Annotated in this window: 12 protein-coding genes and 2 pseudogenes; 6 read left to right on the forward strand and 8 right to left on the reverse strand. The window is 69.3% G+C overall.

Going from position 1 to position 18,819, the window contains the following annotated elements; genetic code table 11:
- Positions 1 to 64 precede the first annotated feature (64 nt).
- Entirely contained in the window at positions 65 to 2,047 is a 1,983-nt protein-coding gene (locus LIV37_RS02490; RefSeq protein WP_020865518.1) for an alpha-L-fucosidase, read from the forward strand.
- Positions 2,048 to 3,033: 986 nt separating this feature from the next.
- Here LIV37_RS02490 and LIV37_RS02495 read toward each other — a convergent pair.
- Complete coding sequence (locus tag LIV37_RS02495; protein ID WP_020865519.1) at positions 3,034 to 3,963, reverse strand: extracellular catalytic domain type 1 short-chain-length polyhydroxyalkanoate depolymerase; 930 nt, start codon at positions 3,961 to 3,963, stop codon at positions 3,034 to 3,036.
- 64 nt (positions 3,964 to 4,027) lie between these two features.
- On the opposite strand from LIV37_RS02495, the pseudogene LIV37_RS52455 reads away from it, so the two are divergent.
- Positions 4,028 to 4,727: pseudogene (locus LIV37_RS52455) on the forward strand (alpha-L-rhamnosidase-related protein); the annotation flags it as partial.
- 170 nt (positions 4,728 to 4,897) lie between these two features.
- Here the strand turns inward: LIV37_RS52455 and LIV37_RS02505 are convergent.
- Positions 4,898 to 5,821 carry an alpha/beta hydrolase family protein gene (locus LIV37_RS02505; RefSeq protein WP_020865521.1) on the reverse strand — a complete coding sequence of 308 codons (924 nt, stop codon included), beginning with the start codon at positions 5,819 to 5,821 and terminating at the stop codon, positions 4,898 to 4,900.
- Positions 5,822 to 6,679: 858 nt separating this feature from the next.
- Between LIV37_RS02505 and LIV37_RS02510 the strand changes: the two are divergent.
- The 3 genes and pseudogenes from LIV37_RS02510 to LIV37_RS02520 form a co-directional block, all read left to right on the forward strand.
- Positions 6,680 to 7,627: pseudogene (locus tag LIV37_RS02510) on the forward strand (arabinofuranosidase catalytic domain-containing protein); the annotation flags it as partial.
- Positions 7,628 to 7,814: 187 nt separating this feature from the next.
- Positions 7,815 to 9,458 carry a glycoside hydrolase family 27 protein gene (locus LIV37_RS02515; protein WP_020865523.1) on the forward strand — a complete coding sequence of 548 codons (1,644 nt, stop codon included), beginning with the start codon at positions 7,815 to 7,817 and terminating at the stop codon, positions 9,456 to 9,458.
- Positions 9,455 to 10,891 (forward strand): glycoside hydrolase family 43 protein, encoded by a 1,437-nt coding sequence (locus LIV37_RS02520; RefSeq protein ID WP_121825893.1) that lies wholly within the window; start codon positions 9,455 to 9,457, stop codon positions 10,889 to 10,891. Before LIV37_RS02515 ends, LIV37_RS02520 begins: the two co-directional genes overlap by 4 nt.
- Before the next feature lie 79 nt (positions 10,892 to 10,970).
- On the opposite strand, the gene LIV37_RS02525 is transcribed toward LIV37_RS02520, so the two are convergent.
- The 4 genes from LIV37_RS02525 to LIV37_RS02540 form a co-directional block, all read right to left on the reverse strand.
- The gene (locus tag LIV37_RS02525) at positions 10,971 to 11,696 is read right to left on the reverse strand and encodes a FadR/GntR family transcriptional regulator (RefSeq protein WP_020865525.1); all 726 of its coding nucleotides are present in this window, start codon (positions 11,694 to 11,696) and stop codon (positions 10,971 to 10,973) included.
- 331 nt (positions 11,697 to 12,027) lie between these two features.
- The gene (locus LIV37_RS02530) at positions 12,028 to 12,603 is read right to left on the reverse strand and encodes a hypothetical protein (RefSeq protein ID WP_020865526.1); all 576 of its coding nucleotides are present in this window, start codon (positions 12,601 to 12,603) and stop codon (positions 12,028 to 12,030) included.
- Positions 12,600 to 13,997: a hypothetical protein gene (locus LIV37_RS02535; protein ID WP_020865527.1), complete on the reverse strand. Its 1,398-nt coding sequence runs from the start codon at positions 13,995 to 13,997 to the stop codon at positions 12,600 to 12,602. The genes LIV37_RS02530 and LIV37_RS02535 overlap by 4 nt, the downstream gene beginning before the upstream one ends.
- Positions 13,994 to 14,800: an ABC transporter ATP-binding protein gene (locus LIV37_RS02540; RefSeq protein WP_121826277.1), complete on the reverse strand. Its 807-nt coding sequence runs from the start codon at positions 14,798 to 14,800 to the stop codon at positions 13,994 to 13,996. The genes LIV37_RS02535 and LIV37_RS02540 overlap by 4 nt, the downstream gene beginning before the upstream one ends.
- Before the next feature lie 235 nt (positions 14,801 to 15,035).
- Between LIV37_RS02540 and LIV37_RS02545 the strand changes: the two genes are divergently transcribed.
- The gene (locus tag LIV37_RS02545) at positions 15,036 to 16,232 is read left to right on the forward strand and encodes an IS110 family RNA-guided transposase (RefSeq protein ID WP_167525781.1); all 1,197 of its coding nucleotides are present in this window, start codon (positions 15,036 to 15,038) and stop codon (positions 16,230 to 16,232) included.
- Between the two features lie 29 nt (positions 16,233 to 16,261).
- Here the strand turns inward: LIV37_RS02545 and LIV37_RS02550 are convergent, their stop codons facing one another.
- Complete coding sequence (locus LIV37_RS02550; RefSeq protein WP_020865529.1) at positions 16,262 to 17,080, reverse strand: zf-HC2 domain-containing protein; 819 nt, start codon at positions 17,078 to 17,080, stop codon at positions 16,262 to 16,264.
- A complete protein-coding gene (locus LIV37_RS02555; protein ID WP_373920765.1) occupies positions 17,077 to 17,580 on the reverse strand; it encodes an RNA polymerase sigma factor in 504 nt (167 codons plus the stop codon). Before LIV37_RS02555 ends, LIV37_RS02550 begins: the two co-directional genes overlap by 4 nt.
- Positions 17,581 to 18,819 lie beyond the last annotated feature (1,239 nt).

Consider the following 18,819-nt stretch of genomic DNA (forward strand, 5'->3'; position numbering starts at 1 on the left):
TCCGGTGACCGGCCGACGATCAACGACCACCGCACCTGCTCCGTCAATTCCCCGAGAGGCCCCCATGTCTTCCTCTTCCCTGCCGCTCAGCCGGCGCCGACTGCTGGCGGCGGCCGGCGCCGCCACGGCCTTCGGCCTGCTGCGGTTCGCCCCCGAGGCCGCCGCGACCGACGGTCCCGGAAGCTACACCGCGAGCTGGTCCTCCGTGGACCAGCACCCGCCGGCCCCGGCCTGGTTCCAGGACGCCAAGTTCGGCATCTACTACCACTGGGGTGTCTTCAGCGTTCCCGCGTTCGGGAACGAGTGGTATCCGCGCAACATGTACATCGGCGGCTCGGCCGAGAACAGACACCACATCGCCACCTACGGCGACCCCTCGGTCTGGCCGTACAACAACTTCATCGACGGCGCCCGCGACAAGACCGGCAACTACGTGCAGTTCGCCCCCAAACCGGTCTCCCAGGGCGGCAAGTGGGATCCGGACGCCTGGGCGCAGCTGTTCAAGGCCGCCGGCGCCAGGTTCGCCGGGCCGGTCGCCGAGCACCACGACGGCTTCTCCATGTGGAACAGCCACTCCAACCCGTGGAACTCGGTCCGGCACGGTCCAAGACTCGACCTGGTGGGTCTCCAGGCGCAGGCCATCCGCGGGCAGGGGCTGAAGTTCATGGCTTCGCTGCACCACGCCTACCACTTCAACGGCTACTACGACCACGTGCCGTCACAGTCGGACCCGGCACTCCGCGTCCTCTATGCCCAGCAGGGCTCGGCCGCGGAGAACAAGCTCTGGTACGACAAGCTGACCGAGATCATCGACGGCTACCAGCCGGATCTGGTCTGGCAGGACTTCGACCTGAACCTGGTGCAGGAGTCCTACCGACTCGAGTTCCTCGCGCACTACTACAACCAGGCGGTCTCCTGGAACAAGGACGTGGTCGCGACGTACAAGGACGGCCTCAACAACAAGGGTGAGGTCTTCGACTTCGAGCGCGGCGGCCCGGCAGGGCTGCTCACCCCCTACTGGCTGACCGACGACAGCGTCTCCTCCTCCAGCTGGTGCTACACGGAGGGCATCGGCTACTACTCGACACAGGCACTGCTGCACTCGCTGATCGACCGGGTCAGCAAGGGCGGCAGCATGCTGCTGAACATCGCCCCGATGTCCGACGGCACCATCCCCTCCGGGCAGCGGTCCATCCTGCTCGCCATGGGCGACTGGCTCGGCCGCTTCGGAGAGGCGGTCTACTCCACCCGCTCCTGGGCCAGTTACGGCGAGGGCCCCACCAAGATGGGCGGAGGCTCGTTCAGCGGACCGGTGGCCGGCAAACCGCAGGACGTCCGGTTCACCCGCAGCCGGGACAACAAGGTCCTCTACGCCACCGCCCTGGGCTGGCAGGGCGGCACCATGACCATCACGACACTGAACTCGAACCAGATCAACCTCAGCAGCCTGACCGGCGCCAAACTGCTGAACGACACCGCCGGCGCCTACCTCGACCTGCCCGCACCGGTCCAGGACGCCTCCGGCCTGCACCTCACCATGCCCTCGTCCAACCCACCGTTCAGCGCCCTGGCGTACACGGTAAAGCTCACCTTCTCCGGTGAGATCCCCGTCCTGGGCGCGCCGGGCGGCTCGACGACCTGGGTGAAGATCGCCAATGTGACCAGCGGACTGGCGCTCGACAGCGGGGGCGACGTCGCCTCCGGATCCAACCTCAAGCAGTGGAACTACGACGGGAGCACCAACCTGCACTGGCAGCTGATCGACCTCGGCAACGGCTACTACCGCATCATGAACCGCACCAACGGCATGGCCGCCGACAGCTGGGGTGACTCCGCCAACGGCGCTCCCGCCCGCCAGGAGGTCTGGAACGGCGGCAACAGCCAGCAGTGGTCGCTGGGCAGCCTCGGCGGCAACCGCTACCAGATCATCAATCGGGGCACCGGTACCGCCCTCGACGGCGGTGGCAGCACCACGGTCGGCTCGACCACGGTGATGTGGACTCCGAACTCCAGCACCAACAACGAATGGACCATCACCGGCGTGTGACCCACCCCAATCGGACCTCCCGCGCGTACGGCGCGACGGTGATCCGGTCGATCAGCGGGGCATGGCGGGAGCGGAGCAGCACCCCGGGGAAGTGTCCGAGGCGTAGGTGGTGCCGTCGAAGTTCGGCAGTTCCCCGGGGCGGAAGGTGTGGCCGAGCCCGCGAGCTTGGCATCCTGCGCCTCGTACGTACACGCCTTCAGCCTGCCGGCGCCGGGTGTGACGGTAAGGCGGTCGACGAGGGTGGTGGACGAACCGCCGGCCGGGGCCCCCTTGTTGACGCCACCCCAGTCGGGTCCTTGGCGAGCCGGACCGCCCCCGAGCCGCAGGCAGGGGGTTTTGGCTCGCCTCGGCAGGTTGTAGACGGGCTGTGCCCCACCGGCTGCCCTTCGCCTTCCCGGCCGGGCTGAGGACGATCTCGTATGCCGAGGACTCCTTCAGCTTCGGCAGCTCGCCGTCACCGAAATCGGTGACGACCGTGCCGTCGTCACCGACCTTCAGGTCCCGCTCGCCGAGGACTTCGGGCCGGAGGAATCGCCTACCTGACCGCTCCACGGCCCGGTGGGCGAGGAAGAGGTGGGCCAGGCCGACAACGCATGCCCACCCGGCTCGCTTCCGACTTCCGCACGGACGAGATCCGCCGGCAGTCCCACGCAGGGGCCGACGCTGCCACCCCCTCGGCCCGGCGCGGCACCACCAGCCCGGCCACCACGCAGTCCCACCGGGCAGCCGGTATCACTCAGCACGAGCGGCCTGAAAGCTCGTCGGCGCGAGCGGTGGACAGCGCCGCCAAAGGCACCGTGCAGCAGATCGATCGCCGGTCCCTGCTGCCACAGACCCCGGCGCCATCCGGCTGGGCCCGCGGACGGTCGCCATCGAGGGCACCAGTCCGTGCCCGCCCGACAGCGACTGCCCCACAGCGGGCTGACGGTCCCGGGAAGGACTCGACCTCAGCAGGTCAGGCGAACTGCCGAGGTCGCGCAACAGGATCAGAGACCGAAGAACTGCACGGCTGCGGCGGCCATGCCACCCATCGGCAGTTGGTGCCCGGCCCCGGAGACGCTGATGGCTTCCAGCCGCACGGCGCCGTCGGTCCCGGCGAAGCGCTGCCGCGTCCAGCTCGGCTGCGGCTGGTCCGTCGAGGTCGGCGTCTGGCTCAGCCCGAAGACGTCCGTCCACTGCTTGGTCTCTTCCTGCATGAGCTGGAAAGGCACGAGTGTGTCGTTGGTGCCGTGCCACAGCTGCACGCGAGGACGGGTGCCGGAGTGGCCCGGGTACGCCTGCCGGACCAGGTTTCCCCATTCCTGTGCCGTCTTGTGCATGTTCCCACCCACACACTTGCTCGTCCACGGTGGGAAGTCGGCCTCGTTCGCGAAGCAACCGAAGGGGACGCCCATGAACGCCGAGCCGGCCTTGAAGACCTCCGGGTAGTCGGCCAGCAGCGCGCTGGTCTCCATGCCGCCGGACGAGCTGCCGGTGACGAAGACCCGCTGCGGGTCTCCGTTGTAGTGCTGTTCCACATACGACACCATCGAGACGACCGAGACCGGGTCGCTGCCGCCGTCGTGGTGTTTGGAGGCATCGGACCACACGTCGAAGCAATTACTCATCGCTGTCTGCTTCGTGGCGGTCGGGTAGATGACGACGAAGCCGCGCTGGTCGGCCAGCGACGCGAACTCGCTGCTCTGGTAGAACCCCGGCCCCGAGCCGCCACAGCCGTGCATGGCGACCACGATCGCCGGCTTGGCCGGACGGGAGTCCGGCACGTACACGTGCATGCGCAGGTTGCCCGGATTGCTGCCAAAGTCGGTCACCTCCGTGAGCGAAGCCGCCGTCGCCTGCGGCGCGAGAACGAGACCGGAGACGAGGAGTGCCAAGGCGCCGGCGACAGCCGCCAGCACGGTTCTGATCGCGGTCATGGTGCAACCACCTCCTAGTGATCACGAGATTCGCACACGAGGTTAGGCATGTTCATGACGGTGCTCCATGAGCACGCCCACCGATACACCGGTACGCGACGAGCGCACCCCTCCGGCCATGGACGTCCAGGCCTACCGGGACGCCGCGACGCGCGAATTCGGCATGGGGAGCTTCTACGCGAAGTATCTGCGGGACCTGCCGCCGGGCACGGCGCTGCCCTCCGACGACGTCAAGGCGCAGTACCCCGACATGGCCGGCGGACAGGTCACCTTGGCCTGGACCCTGTACGAGCAGTACCGCGACCGGAACGCACTGGAGACGGCCTATCCGGACATGAAACGGTTCGTGAACCGCAACGCCGCCGAGGTACCCGGGCTCATCTGGCCCACGGACAAAGGCTTCGGCGACTGCTGACCGCCCGACCACCGACCACCGACCAACGACGGCATGGGCAGCCCCACCGCCGGAGACTGCACCACCGAGGTCTCCCTGGTCAACACCACCCTCTCCTACCAGCAGGCCCGGGCCACCGCGAAGGCCGCGACAGTCCTCGGGCACCGGCGTCTTCGGCACCCGCTACCTGGCCGACGCGCTGGCCCGCACCGGGAGGATCGACCTGGCGACGACCATGCTCCACCAACGCACCTACCCCGGCTTCGGCTTCCAGCTCGCCAACGGGGCCACAACCGCCTGGGAGCAGTGGCTCTACCGCTCCTCGATGGAAACCCACGACCACGCGATGTTCGCCGGCATCACCGCGTCCAAGCCCCCACCGAAGCGAGGAAGACACACAGGTCACCGACCAAGCGGTCGCGTACCGAGTCGGCTCCGGAACCTGGGTGTTCGCTGTCCGAGCCCATTGACGGTGAACGGGTCGGCCCTCAGTGGGCCGGCCATACTGAGGTCTTCCCGGGCCTGCTGGAGCGGTCCGACTCACCTGGTGAGGGCCGCTTGCCAGGAGGTGCCGTTGCTGGTGGCGTCGCTTCGCAGGCGGTCGCGGGCGGCGGTGTCGCCGTACAGGCTCCAGCGGAACCAGTCCAGGAAGGTGTTCTTGGTCTGGGCGTAGTAGCGGTAGTCCGGGGTCAGGTACTGGCCGTGGTCCGCCCCGACGTGAGTGAGGAACGCCTTGGGCGAGGGAAGCTCCGCGTACGCGGCGCGCGCCGAATTGTAGTCGCAGGTCGGGTCGTGATCACCATGGATGAACAGCACATTGGCGTGGAGGCCGGCGGGGTTGCCCATGTCCACGCAGGCGACCGGGACGGCGGCGACAATGCGGTTGTCCGGCCAGGAGGTGAGAAGGCCGTGAGTGGTCATCCCGCCCATCGAGTGGCCTGACACACCGACACCGGCGCGGGTGTCGATGTGCCCGGCGAACGGGTCGCCCGAGGTGTTGTTGAGAGCCAGTGTCCGGGTGAGGACCTCGGAGACGTCCTTCGACCAGTTGCCGTTGTAAACGCTGCCGATGTTGGTGTTGTCGGAGAACGAGGGGGCGGGGCAGATGAAGCCCGCGGCGGCCAGATCGTGGGTCTGGGAGGAGTAGCAGTCGGAGTTGCACCCCATGCCGTGGCTCCATTCGGCGATGGGGAAGACGCCGTTGGCGATGGGCGCGTTCGGGATGGGATTGCCGCCCGCGGTTCCGGAGGCCGGGTAGAAGATCTTCGTGTTCAGCTGGCGGCTGCCACGCGACCAGTAGAACTGGCGCACGCCGATGGCGAACTGCGCGGTGGGTGCCTGCCGCGGTGAGGCCATCCGTGGTGACAGGGTGCCGGCGGCCGCGCTGCTGCCGAGCAGGGACGTGCCCACGCCCGTGGCCGCGGCCGCGCCGAGGCCCAGTAAGGTACGCCGTCGCATCGACATGGGTGACTCCTTGTTGTCGTAGGGGTGAGCGGGGCACACGGGCGCGGTGCGCCAGCGTGAGAGGGAATCCCGCAGAGGTTGCTCAGGGGGGTGGATACGGGCGTCAGTCCAGCGGTGGAACGGCCGCCACCGTCGGAGGCGCGAGCCCAGCGGTAGGGGGAAGTAGCCGCCGTCCAGGGTGGTGATGGCCGTCGCGGTGCGGCGGGCCCGGCATTGTCGCGCCCGAGACGGTGAGGAAGACGCGCCTGTCGATCGTCATGACATGACCTTCCGGCGGCATGTGCGGAGGCGGGAAGCGCGGGCACGGGACGGGCAGCAGGTGCTCCGATACATCCCATGTCCCTCTAGGGGTCCCATGGGATCTTTGGGGCTGTCAAGAGACTTGACGTCGAACAATACGGGCGCCTGCTGCGGAACTCGGGCCTACGGCCCTGTGGCATGGGCGGTGGGAGAGGCCAAACATCACATGTCGCCGACGATTCCGCCCCGCAGGACACCGCCGGGCTGCGGTTTTCATCGCGACCTCCACACCCGTCCGGTGTGCGGTCTTGACAGCCTCCGGGGCTCCCCTATCATCCATCTCTGTCCGGTGTTTCGACAGCAGTTCGAGATATCGAACGCCCGCTTCTTGTGCCCCACCCCATCCAGCCGATCCGCGGCGTGGCTCGACATGTCATGCCCTGATCAGATTCCACCCTCCAGGAGGAGACGGTGCAGTCTTCATTGGTTTCCGTGCCGGGCGGTGTGTCCCGTAGCCGGCGCTCGCTCGCCACCTTGGCCACAGGCTCGGCGCTGATGTTGATTGCGGTACTTGTGGCGGTGTTCGGCCGGTCGGCGCCGGCGTCCGCAGCCGCCACCGGCCCCTGTGACATCTACGCGTCGGGCGGCACGCCGTGTGTGGCCGCGCACAGCACGGTGCGGGCGCTCTATGGCTCGTACACCGGCAAGCTGTACCAAGTCAGGCGCTCGTCCGACAACGCGACCCGGGACATCGGCGCCCTGGCGGCAGGCGGCGTCGCCGACGCCGCCGCCCAGGACTCGTTCTGCGCGGGCACCTCATGCGTCATCACCTGGGTCTACGACCAGTCCGGGCACGGCAACAACCTGGGCTACCAGGGGCCGGGCGGAGTCGGTGGCTCCGACACCGCCGCGAACGCGACGAGTGAATCGCTGACGGTCGGCGGCAACAAGGCCTACTCGCTGTACATCAACCCCAGGAACAGCTACTGGCGTGACGGCCACACGACGGGCGTCCCCACCGGCAGCACGCCTGAGGGCATGTACATGGTGACGAGTGGCGCACACGTCAACGGCGGCTGCTGCTTCGACTACGGCAACAGCGAGACCACCCGCAAGGCCGACGGCCCCGGAGCCATGGACGCGATCAACTTCAGCACGCAGTGCTGGTTCGGCGGATGTTCCGGGAACGGCCCATGGGTCCAGGCAGACCTCGAATGGGGCCTGTACTCCGGGGGCAGTCAGTCCTGGAACCCGAACCAGCGGGCCTTCACCAGCAAGTTCGTCACCGCCACATTGAAGAACAACGGGACGACCCGGTTCGCGATCAAGGGCAGCAACGCGCAGTCCGGAAGTCTGAACACGCTGTACGCCGGCTCCCTCCCCGGTGGCTACAACCCCATGAAGAAGCAGGGGGCCATCATCCTGGGCAGCGGCGGCGACTGCTGCAACGGCAACACCAACCTCAGCGCCGGCACGTTCTACGAGGGAGCCATGGTCTCCGGCTACCCCTCCGACCAGACGGAGAACGCCGTACAGGCCAATATCACCGCGGCCGGGTACCGCTGAACCGCGGCGTTCCCCGGTCCCGACGACCGCCGCCCTCCTCCGTGACCATCCGGGCCGGAGGTCACGACACACCACCGGATGCGGCGGCCGTCATCCGGGCCGACAGCCTGCCCGGCATCCGCCTGCCGCCGCATCGCGCGCACCGCGGGCGATCGCTCGTCGCATCCTTCCAGGAAGGAACCATCTCGTGTCGAAACCACGCGGACGATTACTCCGCTTCCTCACGGCCGCCGCGCTGATCGGCACCGTCTTCACCACGGCCTCGGGCCACTCGACCGCCCAGGCGGCCCCGGGCAGTCCGGCGCTCACCCCGCCGCTGGGCTGGAACAGCTGGAACAGCTTCGGGTGCGGGGTCACCGAGGCACAGGTCCGGCAGGCCGCCGACGCGATGGTCTCCTCGGGCATGCGGGACGCCGGTTACCGATACGTGGTGGTCGACGACTGCTGGTTCGACCCGCAACGCGACACCGCGGGCAACTTGCGGGCCAACCCGGCAAAATTCCCGAGCGGGATGAAGGCGCTCGGGGACTACATCCACGGGAAAGGCTTGAAGTTCGGCATCTACCAGGTGCCCAACGAGCGCACGTGTGCGCAGGGCGGGGGCAGTTACCCGGGGTCCACCGGCAGCAAGGATCATGAGGCCCAGGACGCTCGCACGTTCGCCTCGTGGGGTGTGGACTACCTCAAGTACGACTGGTGTTCCTCCGCCGGCACCCGGGACGAGCAAGTCGCGCGGTTCACGCTCATGCGCGACGCGCTGCGCGGGACCGGGCGCCCGATCGTCTACAGCATCAACCCGAACAGCTACCACGCCATCACCGGCGACACATACAACTGGGGCGAGGTCGCCGACCTGTGGCGGACGACCGAGGACCTGCTCGACATCTGGCAGAACGGCAACACCAACAGCTATCCGATGGGCGTGGGCAACGTCGTGGACGTCACCGCGCCACTGGCCGCGCAGTCGGGTCCCGGCCACTGGAACGACCCCGATATGCTCGTCGTCGGCCGCCCCGGGCTGTCGCTGACCGAGTCCCGCTCCCACTTCGCCCTGTGGGCACTGATGGCCGCGCCGCTCATGGCGGGCAACGACATCCGCACCATGTCGGCCGATGTGAGCGCGGTCCTGCGCAACCCGCGCCTGCTGGCGGTGAACCAGGACCCGCTGGGCGCGGGCGGGCGCAGGGTGCGCGACGACGGAGACACCGAGGTGTTCGCCAAGCCCCTGTCCGACGGCTCGGTCGCCGTGGGCCTGTTCAACCGGGGGAACAGCCCGGCGACCGTCACCGCCACGGCGGCACAGGCCGGCCTGTCCGGCGGGTCGTTCACCCTCACCGACCTGTGGACCGGCGGCACATCGAGCACGACCGGACAGGTCTCGGCGAGTGTGCCCGCACACGGCGTCGCCGCGTTCCGGGTGACCGGCGGCACTCCGCTGGCCGCCACCACGTCCCGGCTGCGCGGTGACGGGTCCGGCCGTTGCCTGGACGTGGAGAACGCCTCGACCGCGGCCGGGGCGAGGGTGCTGATCCAGGACTGCCGCACGGCCGCCGGCCAGTTGTGGACCACCTGGGCCGGCGGCGAGATACGCGTCTTCGGCGACAAGTGCCTGGACGCTTATGACCAGGGCACCGCCAACGGCACACGCATCATCACCTGGCCCTGCAACGGACAGGACAACCAGAAGTGGACACTCGACGCGAACGGTTCGATCCGCAACGTCCACGCCGGCCTGTGCCTGGACGTCGATCAAGCCGGCACCACGAACGGATCCCCGCTGATCCTGTGGACCTGCAACGGTCAGGGCAACCAGAGGTGGACCCGCACATGAGGAGACGACCACAACCCACTCGTACGAGACTCACGCGAGCGGTCGCCTGGGCGGCTGGTCTCCTGCTGGCCATTGTCCTCGCGCCCGCAGCGGTGTATCCCACGGAGGCCAGGGCGGACAACCCGATCGTGCAGCACGTCTACACGGCCGACCCCGCGCCTTTGGTCCATGACGGCCGCGTCTACCTCTACACCGGGCACGACGAAGACAACTCGACCAACTACACCATGAAAGAGTGGCGGGTGTGGTCCTCCGCCGACATGGTCAACTGGACCGACCACGGCTCTCCGCTCAGCGTGGCCTCCTTCAGTTGGGCGTCCGCCAACGCGTGGGCGGGCCAGGTCGTCAACCGCAACGGAAAGTTCTACTGGTACGTGCCGACAACGGAGCGCGCGACCGGCCGCATGGCCATCGGCGTGGCGGTGTCGGACAGCCCCACCGGACCGTTCCGCGACGCCCTCGGCCACCCGCTGGTCGGAAACGGCGAGATCGACCCGACCGTCTTCATCGACGATGACGGACAGGCGTATCTGTATTGGGGCAACCCGAACCTGTGGTACGTCAGGCTGAACGCCGACATGATTTCCTACTCCGGCAACCCGGCCAAGATCCCGCTCACCACGGCGGGCTTCGGCACCCGCACCGGTGATCCCAACCGGCCCACGCTGTTCGAGGAAGGGCCCTGGGTCTACAAACGAGGCGGCCTGTACTACATCGTGTATGCCGCCAAGTGCTGCTCGGAGTTCATCGCCTACTCCACCGCCCCCGGCCCGACCGGACCATGGACCTACCGCGGAACGATCATGCCCACGCAGGGCGCCAGCTTCACCAACCACCCGGGCATCGTCGATTTCAAAGGTAATTCGTATTTCTTTTACCACAACGGCGCGCTTCCGGGCGGAAGCGGCTATACCCGCTCGGTCGGCGTGGAGAGGTTCTCCTACAACCCCGACGGCACCATCCCGACGATCAACATGACCAGTACGGGGGCGCCCCAGGTCGGCACGCTCGACCCGTACACCCGTCAGGAGGCCGAAACGATCGCCTGGGAATCCGGGATCGAGACGGAGCCGTCCAGCGAGGGAGGCAGGAACGTCGGGTACACCGAGAACGGCGACTACATCAAGGTCAAAGGTGTCGCTTTCGGCGCGGGCCCGTCCTCCTACACCGCACGCGTGGCCTCGGCGACCGGCGGCAGCACCATCGAACTGCGTCTGGGCGGACCCAACGGAACCGTCGTGGGCCGGTGCGACGTGCCGAACACCGGCGACTGGCAGACCTGGACGACGGTGTCCTGCCCGATCAGCGGCGCCACCGGCACGCAGGACCTGTATCTGCGGTTTGCGGGCGGCAGCGGCTACCTGGCCAACGCGGACTGGTGGCGGTTCACCGCCGGCGCCACCACTGCCCCGCCGGGACGGGCGGGCGGGTGATGGCTGACACGCGGCCGGGCCCCGCCACCGCGACGGCCTCGTCGTGGTGGCGGTGGGCGCGCCGTACGGCGCCACTCCGCTACGACGCCTCGTCGCCCGCCGGACCCGGCGGGCCGGCGGGCTCGTCGGGGTCCAGGTGCTGACGCAGCCACTGCTCCGTCGTACTCACATGCATCAGCGCCGCAGCCTCGGCCAGTGCGGAGTCCCGGCGCAGCAGGGCGGCGTAGATCGCCTCGTGCTCGGCGATGGTCCGGTCACCGGCGTGGTCGTCGACCATGCCGCGCCAGACCCGGCCGCGCACGGTGCGGCTGGAGATGCCCTCCAGCAGCGTAGCCAGCGTGCTGTTCCCGGCGGCTGCGATCACCGCCCTGTGGAAGGCGGCGTCGTGCTCGTTGAGCAACTCGACATCGTCGCGGGCGGTCCTCATCGCGTCCAGGTGGTGCCTGACCACGACGAGGTCGTCGTCGGAGATCCGGGTGGCGGCCAAGCTGGTGGCAACGGGCTCGAAGAGCCTGCGCACTTCGGTCAGTTCCAGCAAGGTGTCACCGTGGAGCAATTCCACCGCCGTGCCCAGCCCCTCGAGCAGCAGCGCGGGCTCCAGGCTCGTCACATAGGTCCCGTCGCCCCGCCTGACATCCAGGACCCGCGCGACAACAAGCGCTCTGACCGCCTCACGCATCAGGTTCCTGGACAGACCAAGCTCCGTGGCCAACTGCTGTTCGGGCGGCAGCTTGGCGCCGGGCGGTAGTTCGCCGGACTGGATGAGCTCCCTGATGCGGGCGATTGCCTTGTCGGTCAGTGACATAGGCGGACTCCACACTCCCTGCTCACGCCATGCCACGCTAACAGGACCTCCCATGTTCCAAAAGGGACGGGAAGTCCTTCAAGGGCGCCCCGCTCGCCGATGTCCACGCTCTTCTGCCCTCACCTGCGAAAGTGCGGACCTGCCGACGATCCATAGTCAGGCGGTTCAACTGCGCTCGAACCAACACATCCCATGTGACGGTGATGTTCGTGCCGCCGCCGGCGAAGGAGCTCATGAGGCTGTCCTCGCCGCCGGTCGCCCCGTTGTGCGCCGCGGCGAGTCCGCGGCGCACACGATCCCTGACGTGTCCCGGTTCGGTGGCCGAGGCCGGCTACCGCCTCGGTCCCGCGACGGCGTAGGCCGTGGTGCCCGCGATCGTGAGGACCAGGGCTGTCCAGGTGCCCGCCGCCGTGCCGGGTGGCAGCAGCATCCAGGACGCCACCTGCGTCGGCACGCTCGTCGGGTGCGGGGCGAAGAACGAGAACGAGAGCCAGGCGAACGGCAGCGTCCACGCGTACTGCCCCCCGCACACCGCCGCCCCGACCGCGGCGAGCCCCATCAGTCCCGCGCTGTCCCGCACGACGAACGCGGCGGTGGCCATGTCCTTCCCCGTCGCCTGCACCGCCAGCAGCACCACGGCGACGACCGCGCCGGCGAGCAGCACGTGCACCGCCCTGCGGGGCGCCCAGCGGATCGCGGCCGTCCGGTCCAGCGCGAGGTCCTGCCCGCTGAGCCCGGTCGAGACCGCCATCGCTCCCGCGGCGAGTACGAGCGCGGGCAGCCGCGGATCGCCCGGCCCCCCGCTGCCGTCCCGGGCGAGTGCCCACACCGTCACCGTGCTCATCACCACCGCGGCGAGTGACGCGGGTACCTGACGCGAGCGCGCGTACAGCGTCAGCCATCTCACCGGTACGCACCGCCGGTCAGCGCGTCGAGTGCGTCTGCCTTGCAGGAGAGCGCGGCGGCGCGCATCGCGTTGATCCGCGAGAGCTGCTCGGCCCGTGGCAGCGCTTTGAGGTCCTTCCACACCGCCCGGGGCCGGGGGCCGACTTCGCGGCGCACGTTCGGTGACCCCTGGCCGGGCAGCGGCCTGAGGTCGCCGAGGACCCAGCCGACCGCGACGGTCCGCGCGATGTCCTCTCCCCCCGTGCCGCTCCAGCCGACGGGGGTGCACCCCGGCACCATGCCTTTGGCGACCAGGGCCCAGGTCAGCTCCCCGCCCTTCGCGGCGGCGATGATGCCGTCGTCGAAGTCGATGAGCACGGTCTTGCGGGACCACCGCGGCGTGGAACCCTCCGGCAATACGGCGGTGTCCTCCCGGACCGAGACCGGCGCCTGGCTCCCCAGGGCACCGTGCAGCAGGCGCAGCGCCTTTTTGCCGTGACCCGCGAGGTCGGTGAGTCGTGCCTGGTGGGTCCTGGTCACGCATACCGGGCCATCGCACACCAACTCCGCGGCGGCCTTGTCGAGGACATACATCCGGCGCGGGTCGGAGGGGAGGACGAGCAGGGCGACGGCCGCGCCCGCCAGGACGGGCGTCAGGGCGAGCAGCCGGGTGCGCGGGGTCGCGGCGACCAGCAGCGCGAAGCCTGTCGCGGCCAGGCCGAGCAGCCAGATCGTCTGCCCGACGTGCACGGAGGCGGAGAGCGTGACGAGCGCGTCACGCACCTCATCCACCGCCGGTGACAGCAGCGAGAGACGGTTCGGCTCCGTGCTCGGGACCCCCGTCGCCGTGTCCGTCTCCGTCCGGCCCAGCGACATCTGCATGAGGGCCGTGAACGCGAAGGCGCCCATGGCCAGCAGCGGCGGGGTGAGCGCGGACGGCAGGGCGCGCCCGGCCCCCATGCCCAGCACGGCTCCCGCGACCAGTGAGAGTGCCCCCACCAGCGAGATCGGCAGCCATCCGAGGTGCGTGTACTCGGTGTTGGCGAACACCTGGACCGCGCCCACGAGGACGAGCAGCGCGAAGGCCGAGGCCAGGCTGAGCGCCATCGTGCCCGCCAGCGTGGCGGCGCGGTGCCAGGCGGGACGCGATGTGGTCGTCAGCAGCTCGGACATCTTCGAGCGGTGGTCACGCAGGCCCTGCAACGCACCGAGCCCCACGGTCAGCGGCCACAGGTAGAACAGCAGGGAGCGGGTCCACAGGGCCAGGGACGTCCACTGAGCCGTCCACGCCGTAGTGCCCCTCCACCATGCGGCGTCCACCAGGTACAGGAACGCCAGCGCGCTCGTCAGAACCACGGCTCCTGCCCAGAGGGCGACGGAGCGCTTCAGCTCGGTTCGCAGGACACGCGTATTCACCAGGCGCCCCTTCCCTGGCCGGGGGTCAACAGCAGTGCCGAGTAGCCGCGTTCCAGCGGGCTGTCGCCCACGTGCTCGGGGCCGCCCGCCGCGGCCAGGTCGTCCGGGGTGCCCTGGAAGACCAGTCGGCCCTCGGCGAAGAGCACCACGTCGGTGCAGGCGGCGGCCACGTCCTCCACGAGGTGGGTCGAGACGACCACACAGGTGTCCTTGCCCAGTTCCTGCAGCAGCTCGCGAAAGCGCAGCCGTTGCGCCGGGTCCAGGCCGGCCGTGGGCTCGTCCAGCAGCAGGATCGACGGGTCATTGACGATGGCCTGGGCGATGCCCACCCGCCGCACCATGCCGCCGGACAGAGTCTTCATCCGCTTGTCGGCACGGTCGGCCAGGCCCACCCGCTCCACGGCGTGCTGCACCGCCGCGGGGATGTCCGCCTTGGGTACCTCCTTCAGCCACGCCATGTACTCGACGAACTCGCGGACCGTGAAGCGCTTGTAGTAGCCGAACTCCTGCGGCAGGTAGCCGATCCGCCGGCGCAGCGCACGGTGCTCGCCCATGCCGCCCGCGGACTCGCCGAGCAGTTCCAGGGTGCCCTCGGCGGGGCGCAGTACGGTGGCCAGAGCCCGGATGAGGGTGCTCTTGCCCGCCCCGTTGGGGCCGAGGAGGCCGTGTACACCGGTGCCCAGCGACAGGTCGAGCCCGTCGACGGCCATCCGGTTTCTGCCGACCCTGACCTTCAGCCCGGTGGCCCGGATCTCCCAGGCGTAGGGCGTCGGTGCGATGTCGGCCGCGCTCACCGCGGGCATCATGTGGTGTCCTACCTTTCAAGGGTGGTTGCTCTGGTCATTCGTAAGATCGGAGGGCCCAGGGGTTCTGGGTATGGCTGGCATGTGGGCGCCGTTGGCAAGGCTCAAAGGACTTGGCCGCCCGGGACCCCGCGACGACTCGACCGCCAATTGGGAGACGCGACTCGATCGCTGCTGTAGGACAACGTCGGCGAGGTCGTCTGCGGGTGACATGTGAGACGGCGAGCTGGCGGAGGTGGCCGTGCCCGAGATCTGGGCCGGAGTGGACATCGGCAAGGAACACCACCACTGCGTGGTGATCAACGCGGACGGCGAACGGCTGCTGTCGCGCCGGGTCCTGAACGATGAGACCGAGTTGCTTCACCTCATCGGCGATGTCCTGGCGATATCCGCGGACGTGCTGTGGGCCGTCGATCTCAACCACGGCGGAGCTGCCCTGCTGATCTGCCTGCTCCTCAGCCACGATCAGCCGATGGCCTATCTGACCGGCCTGGCAGTCCACCGTGCCTCGGCCACCTACAAGGGCGAAGGCAAGACGGACGCGAAGGACGCCTTTGTCATCGCCGACCAGGCCCGCGTTCGCCGGGACCTCGGGCTGCTGAGGCCCGGTGACGAGATCGCTGTCGACCTGCGCACGCTGACCAACCGGCGCCTTGACGTGGTCTTCGACCGCACCCGGCAGATCAACCGGCTCCGCGCCCAACTGCTGGAGATCTTCCCCGCGTTGGAGCGGTCGCTGGACCTGGTCAATAAAGGCCCGGTGATGCTGCTGACCGGCTACCAGACCCCGGCCGCGATCCGCCGCGCCGGCGTCCAGCGGATCGAGACCTGGCTGAAGAACCGCAAGGTCCGCGGTGCCGCGGCGCTGGCGAAGACGGTTGTGGAGGCCGCCCGGGCCCAGATGACCGCACTGCCCGGCGAGAAGCTGGCGGCCGCCATGGTGGTCCGCCTCGCGAAGGGGGTGATGGCCCTTGATGAGGAGATCGTCGAGCTTGACGCCCTGATCGAGGCCACGTTTCGCGAGCATCCGCACGCCGAGGTGATCCGTAGCCTGCCCGGTATGGGCCCCAAGCTCGGCGCCGAATTCATCGCCGCGACCGGCGGTGACATGGACGCCTTCGGCAGCGCCGACCGCCTGGCCGGCTTCGCCGGCCTTGCCCCCAGGCCCCGTGACTCCGGCCGCGTCAGCGGCAACCTGCGCCGCCCCCGGCGCTACCACCGCGGACTGCTGCGGTCGATGTACCTCTCGGCGATGGTCAGCATCACGAAATGCCCCGCGTCCAAGGCGTACTACCAGCGGAAGAGAAGCGAGGGTAAGGGCCACAAGCAGGCCCTGCTCGCGCTCGCCCGCCGCAGGCTCAACGTCCTGTGGGCGATGATCCGTGACGGACAGTGCTACCAAGGTTCACCTCCCGTCACGACTGCGGCTTGACATCACGATTGGGAAGTCCTTTCCGATGGTCAACGATGGGCTCCCAGCACGGAGTACGCGCCCCTGCGGGCGATCACGACACCGATGCCGAGCGCGAGGATCAGCCCCCACACGGGCAGACCGTCCGTCCGCAGGGCGAAGGTCGTATGGCCGGCGGCCAGGGCCGGTCCCACGACCACGGCGACCCACCCGGCCACCAGCCAGGCGGCGGCACGGGTCACACCGACGACACCGCCGAGCGCCAGGGTCGTCGAGGTGAAGGCCAGACAGGGCAGCAGCCATTGCGCGGCCGTCACCCCCGTCACCCATCCGGCCAGCAGCAACGCGGGGACGACCACGGCGAGCACGGACGCGGTACGCCGCAGCACCAGGTACAGTCCCGCCCTCGGCGCGGATGCCGTCAGCTCGTACGCCGGGTCCAGACCGCGCGACCACGACGCCGCGACGCCGAGCACGGGCAGGACCGGGGCGAGCAGCATCACCAGCGACACCTCGCCGGAGCCGGTGTCGGCCAGGTCGAGCAGCAACGCGAGCAGCGTCACACCCACGACCATGGCCAGCCACGGCACCATCACGGGCGTCATCCACCTCGACAGCCGCGCCGACCAGCGCCGTCGACGCGGTACCCGGGCGGTGCCCGCGAGCTGGGGTTCGATGTCGGACCACACCGTGCCGACCAGCGCCGCAACGGCGGGCGCCTGCGCCGTGACGGAGGCCGACAGCCGGTCACGGCACACCCGGCACGCCTCCAGATGGGCCTCCAGGGCCCACACCTCGTCGGCGGCGAGGTCCGTCTCGCCGCGCGCGTAGGCGTCGATGATCCGAATCGACGCGTGTTCCACACTCATGCCAGTGCCTTCCGCATCTCGATCCGGGCCCGGCGGGCACGGGTCTTGACCGTGCCCTCAGGCAATCCCAGCAAGACAGAGGTCTCCCGGACGGACAGCCCGTCGAGCACCATGGCCTGCAATACCTCTCTGAGCTCCGGCGCGAGGCGCCGCAGCGCGTCCCCGACCTCACCACCGACGGTCGCCGCGAGCGCCTCCTCCTCGGCGGCGGGCGCCAGGGACCGCGGGACAGCCGCGGGCGGCGGCTCCGCGTGGTGGGCCCTGCGCCGGAACGCGTCGACGAGCCGACGCGCCGCGATCGTCCACAGCCAGCCGACGGCGGTCCCCCCAGCCGCGGCCCCGAGGAACGCACCCGCCGCGCGCCACACCGCCAGATACGTCTCCTGCATGACCTCGGCGACGATCTGCTCGTCCGCACATCTGCGGCGCAACCGCACCGCCAGCCACGGCGACGTACGCCGGTACAGCTCCTCGAACGCGGCACGGTCGCCTCTGGCCACCAGCCGGACGAGACGCTCCTCGTCCAGTTCGCCCGCTGTCTTCCTGACTGATCTCACACCCGCAAGACGTCAGGCAGGAACGCCAGGTTTTCCTCCGGGCGTGACCCCCGTCACATATGAGGGCTCGGAAGCCCCGCCCCGACGGCAGAGGCCGGGCCCTCACCGCGCACGGCACGCCGGCCGGGGCTCGGCGCCGTCACATGAGCAGAGGAACACCGCCCACCACGCCCGCGCGGATGTGACCTATCCCGTGGTTCGCCCTGGTCTCCGCCAAGGTCGGTACGGGCCACGGGTCGGTCGTACGGCGGCATCCTTCGCAAGATCATGGGCTGGCCGACCGTACCCGCATCATCACCGCCCCCGTGCCCCACCGGCTGACGGTGCGGCCGGTCACCAGTCCGCGGCAGAATGAGCCGCCGCCGACAGCGCTGTGCTGAAGCCTCCGGCCCGCAAGATGTACATGGACGACGTATACGTTGCTCGGCACAGGCACAGGCACAGGCAACACAGGCGCAGAGCAGGAGATGGTGATGACGCAGTTGCACTAGCCGCCCGCCCGGAGAGCCCGGGACCCCGGGCGGCTGGTTCCGGAGGAACGAGATGTCCCGCACGGACAAGACGAAACCATCGTGGGTACGCCACCGAGAGCACGGTGGCCTGCCCCTGCACGACCACCGGCACGGCCCCTGCGACCTTCCGCCGCACCCGCCCCGGCAGGACACCGGCACCCGCTGCCGATGGGCCACCGTCACCGGAATGGCCTCCCCATGGACATGCTGCGCACGCACCCAGGAACGTTCAGCGTATAAGGAATGGCAGGGGTGGGTGAGGGCTGCCAACCGCAAGGTCCGCTACGCCGATCGCCGCGCTGCACGCCAGTGGCAGATGGGCATGGATTGACCGGGACCTCCCGCGCACACTGCGGTGCCGTGGCCAACATCGCCGTGGCATCCGCGGCGCTGCGTCCCGCGGACGAGCGCGTCAACGCCGCCCTGGCCCGGGATCTCAAGGTGCCCGTTTCCCGGCACCACCTTCATTCCACGGCAACGAGCTCAGCTCCGAGGAACTGAACGACCGGTCCGTAGCGCGGAAGTTCCTCCACCGCACCGGGCACGCGCTCCGGCCGCACACGCCGCCTCCTGGGACGGCGCGCTGGTCACAGGCCGACCCTTGGTGAATGTCGTCGACCGCCCGCGATCACCATCGTCGGCCCGGGGCACGGCGCGACACGTCAGCCGT

The sequence above is a fragment of the Streptomyces rapamycinicus NRRL 5491 genome (assembly GCF_024298965.1).
In the GTDB taxonomy this organism is placed as follows: Bacteria; Actinomycetota; Actinomycetes; order Streptomycetales; family Streptomycetaceae; genus Streptomyces; species Streptomyces rapamycinicus.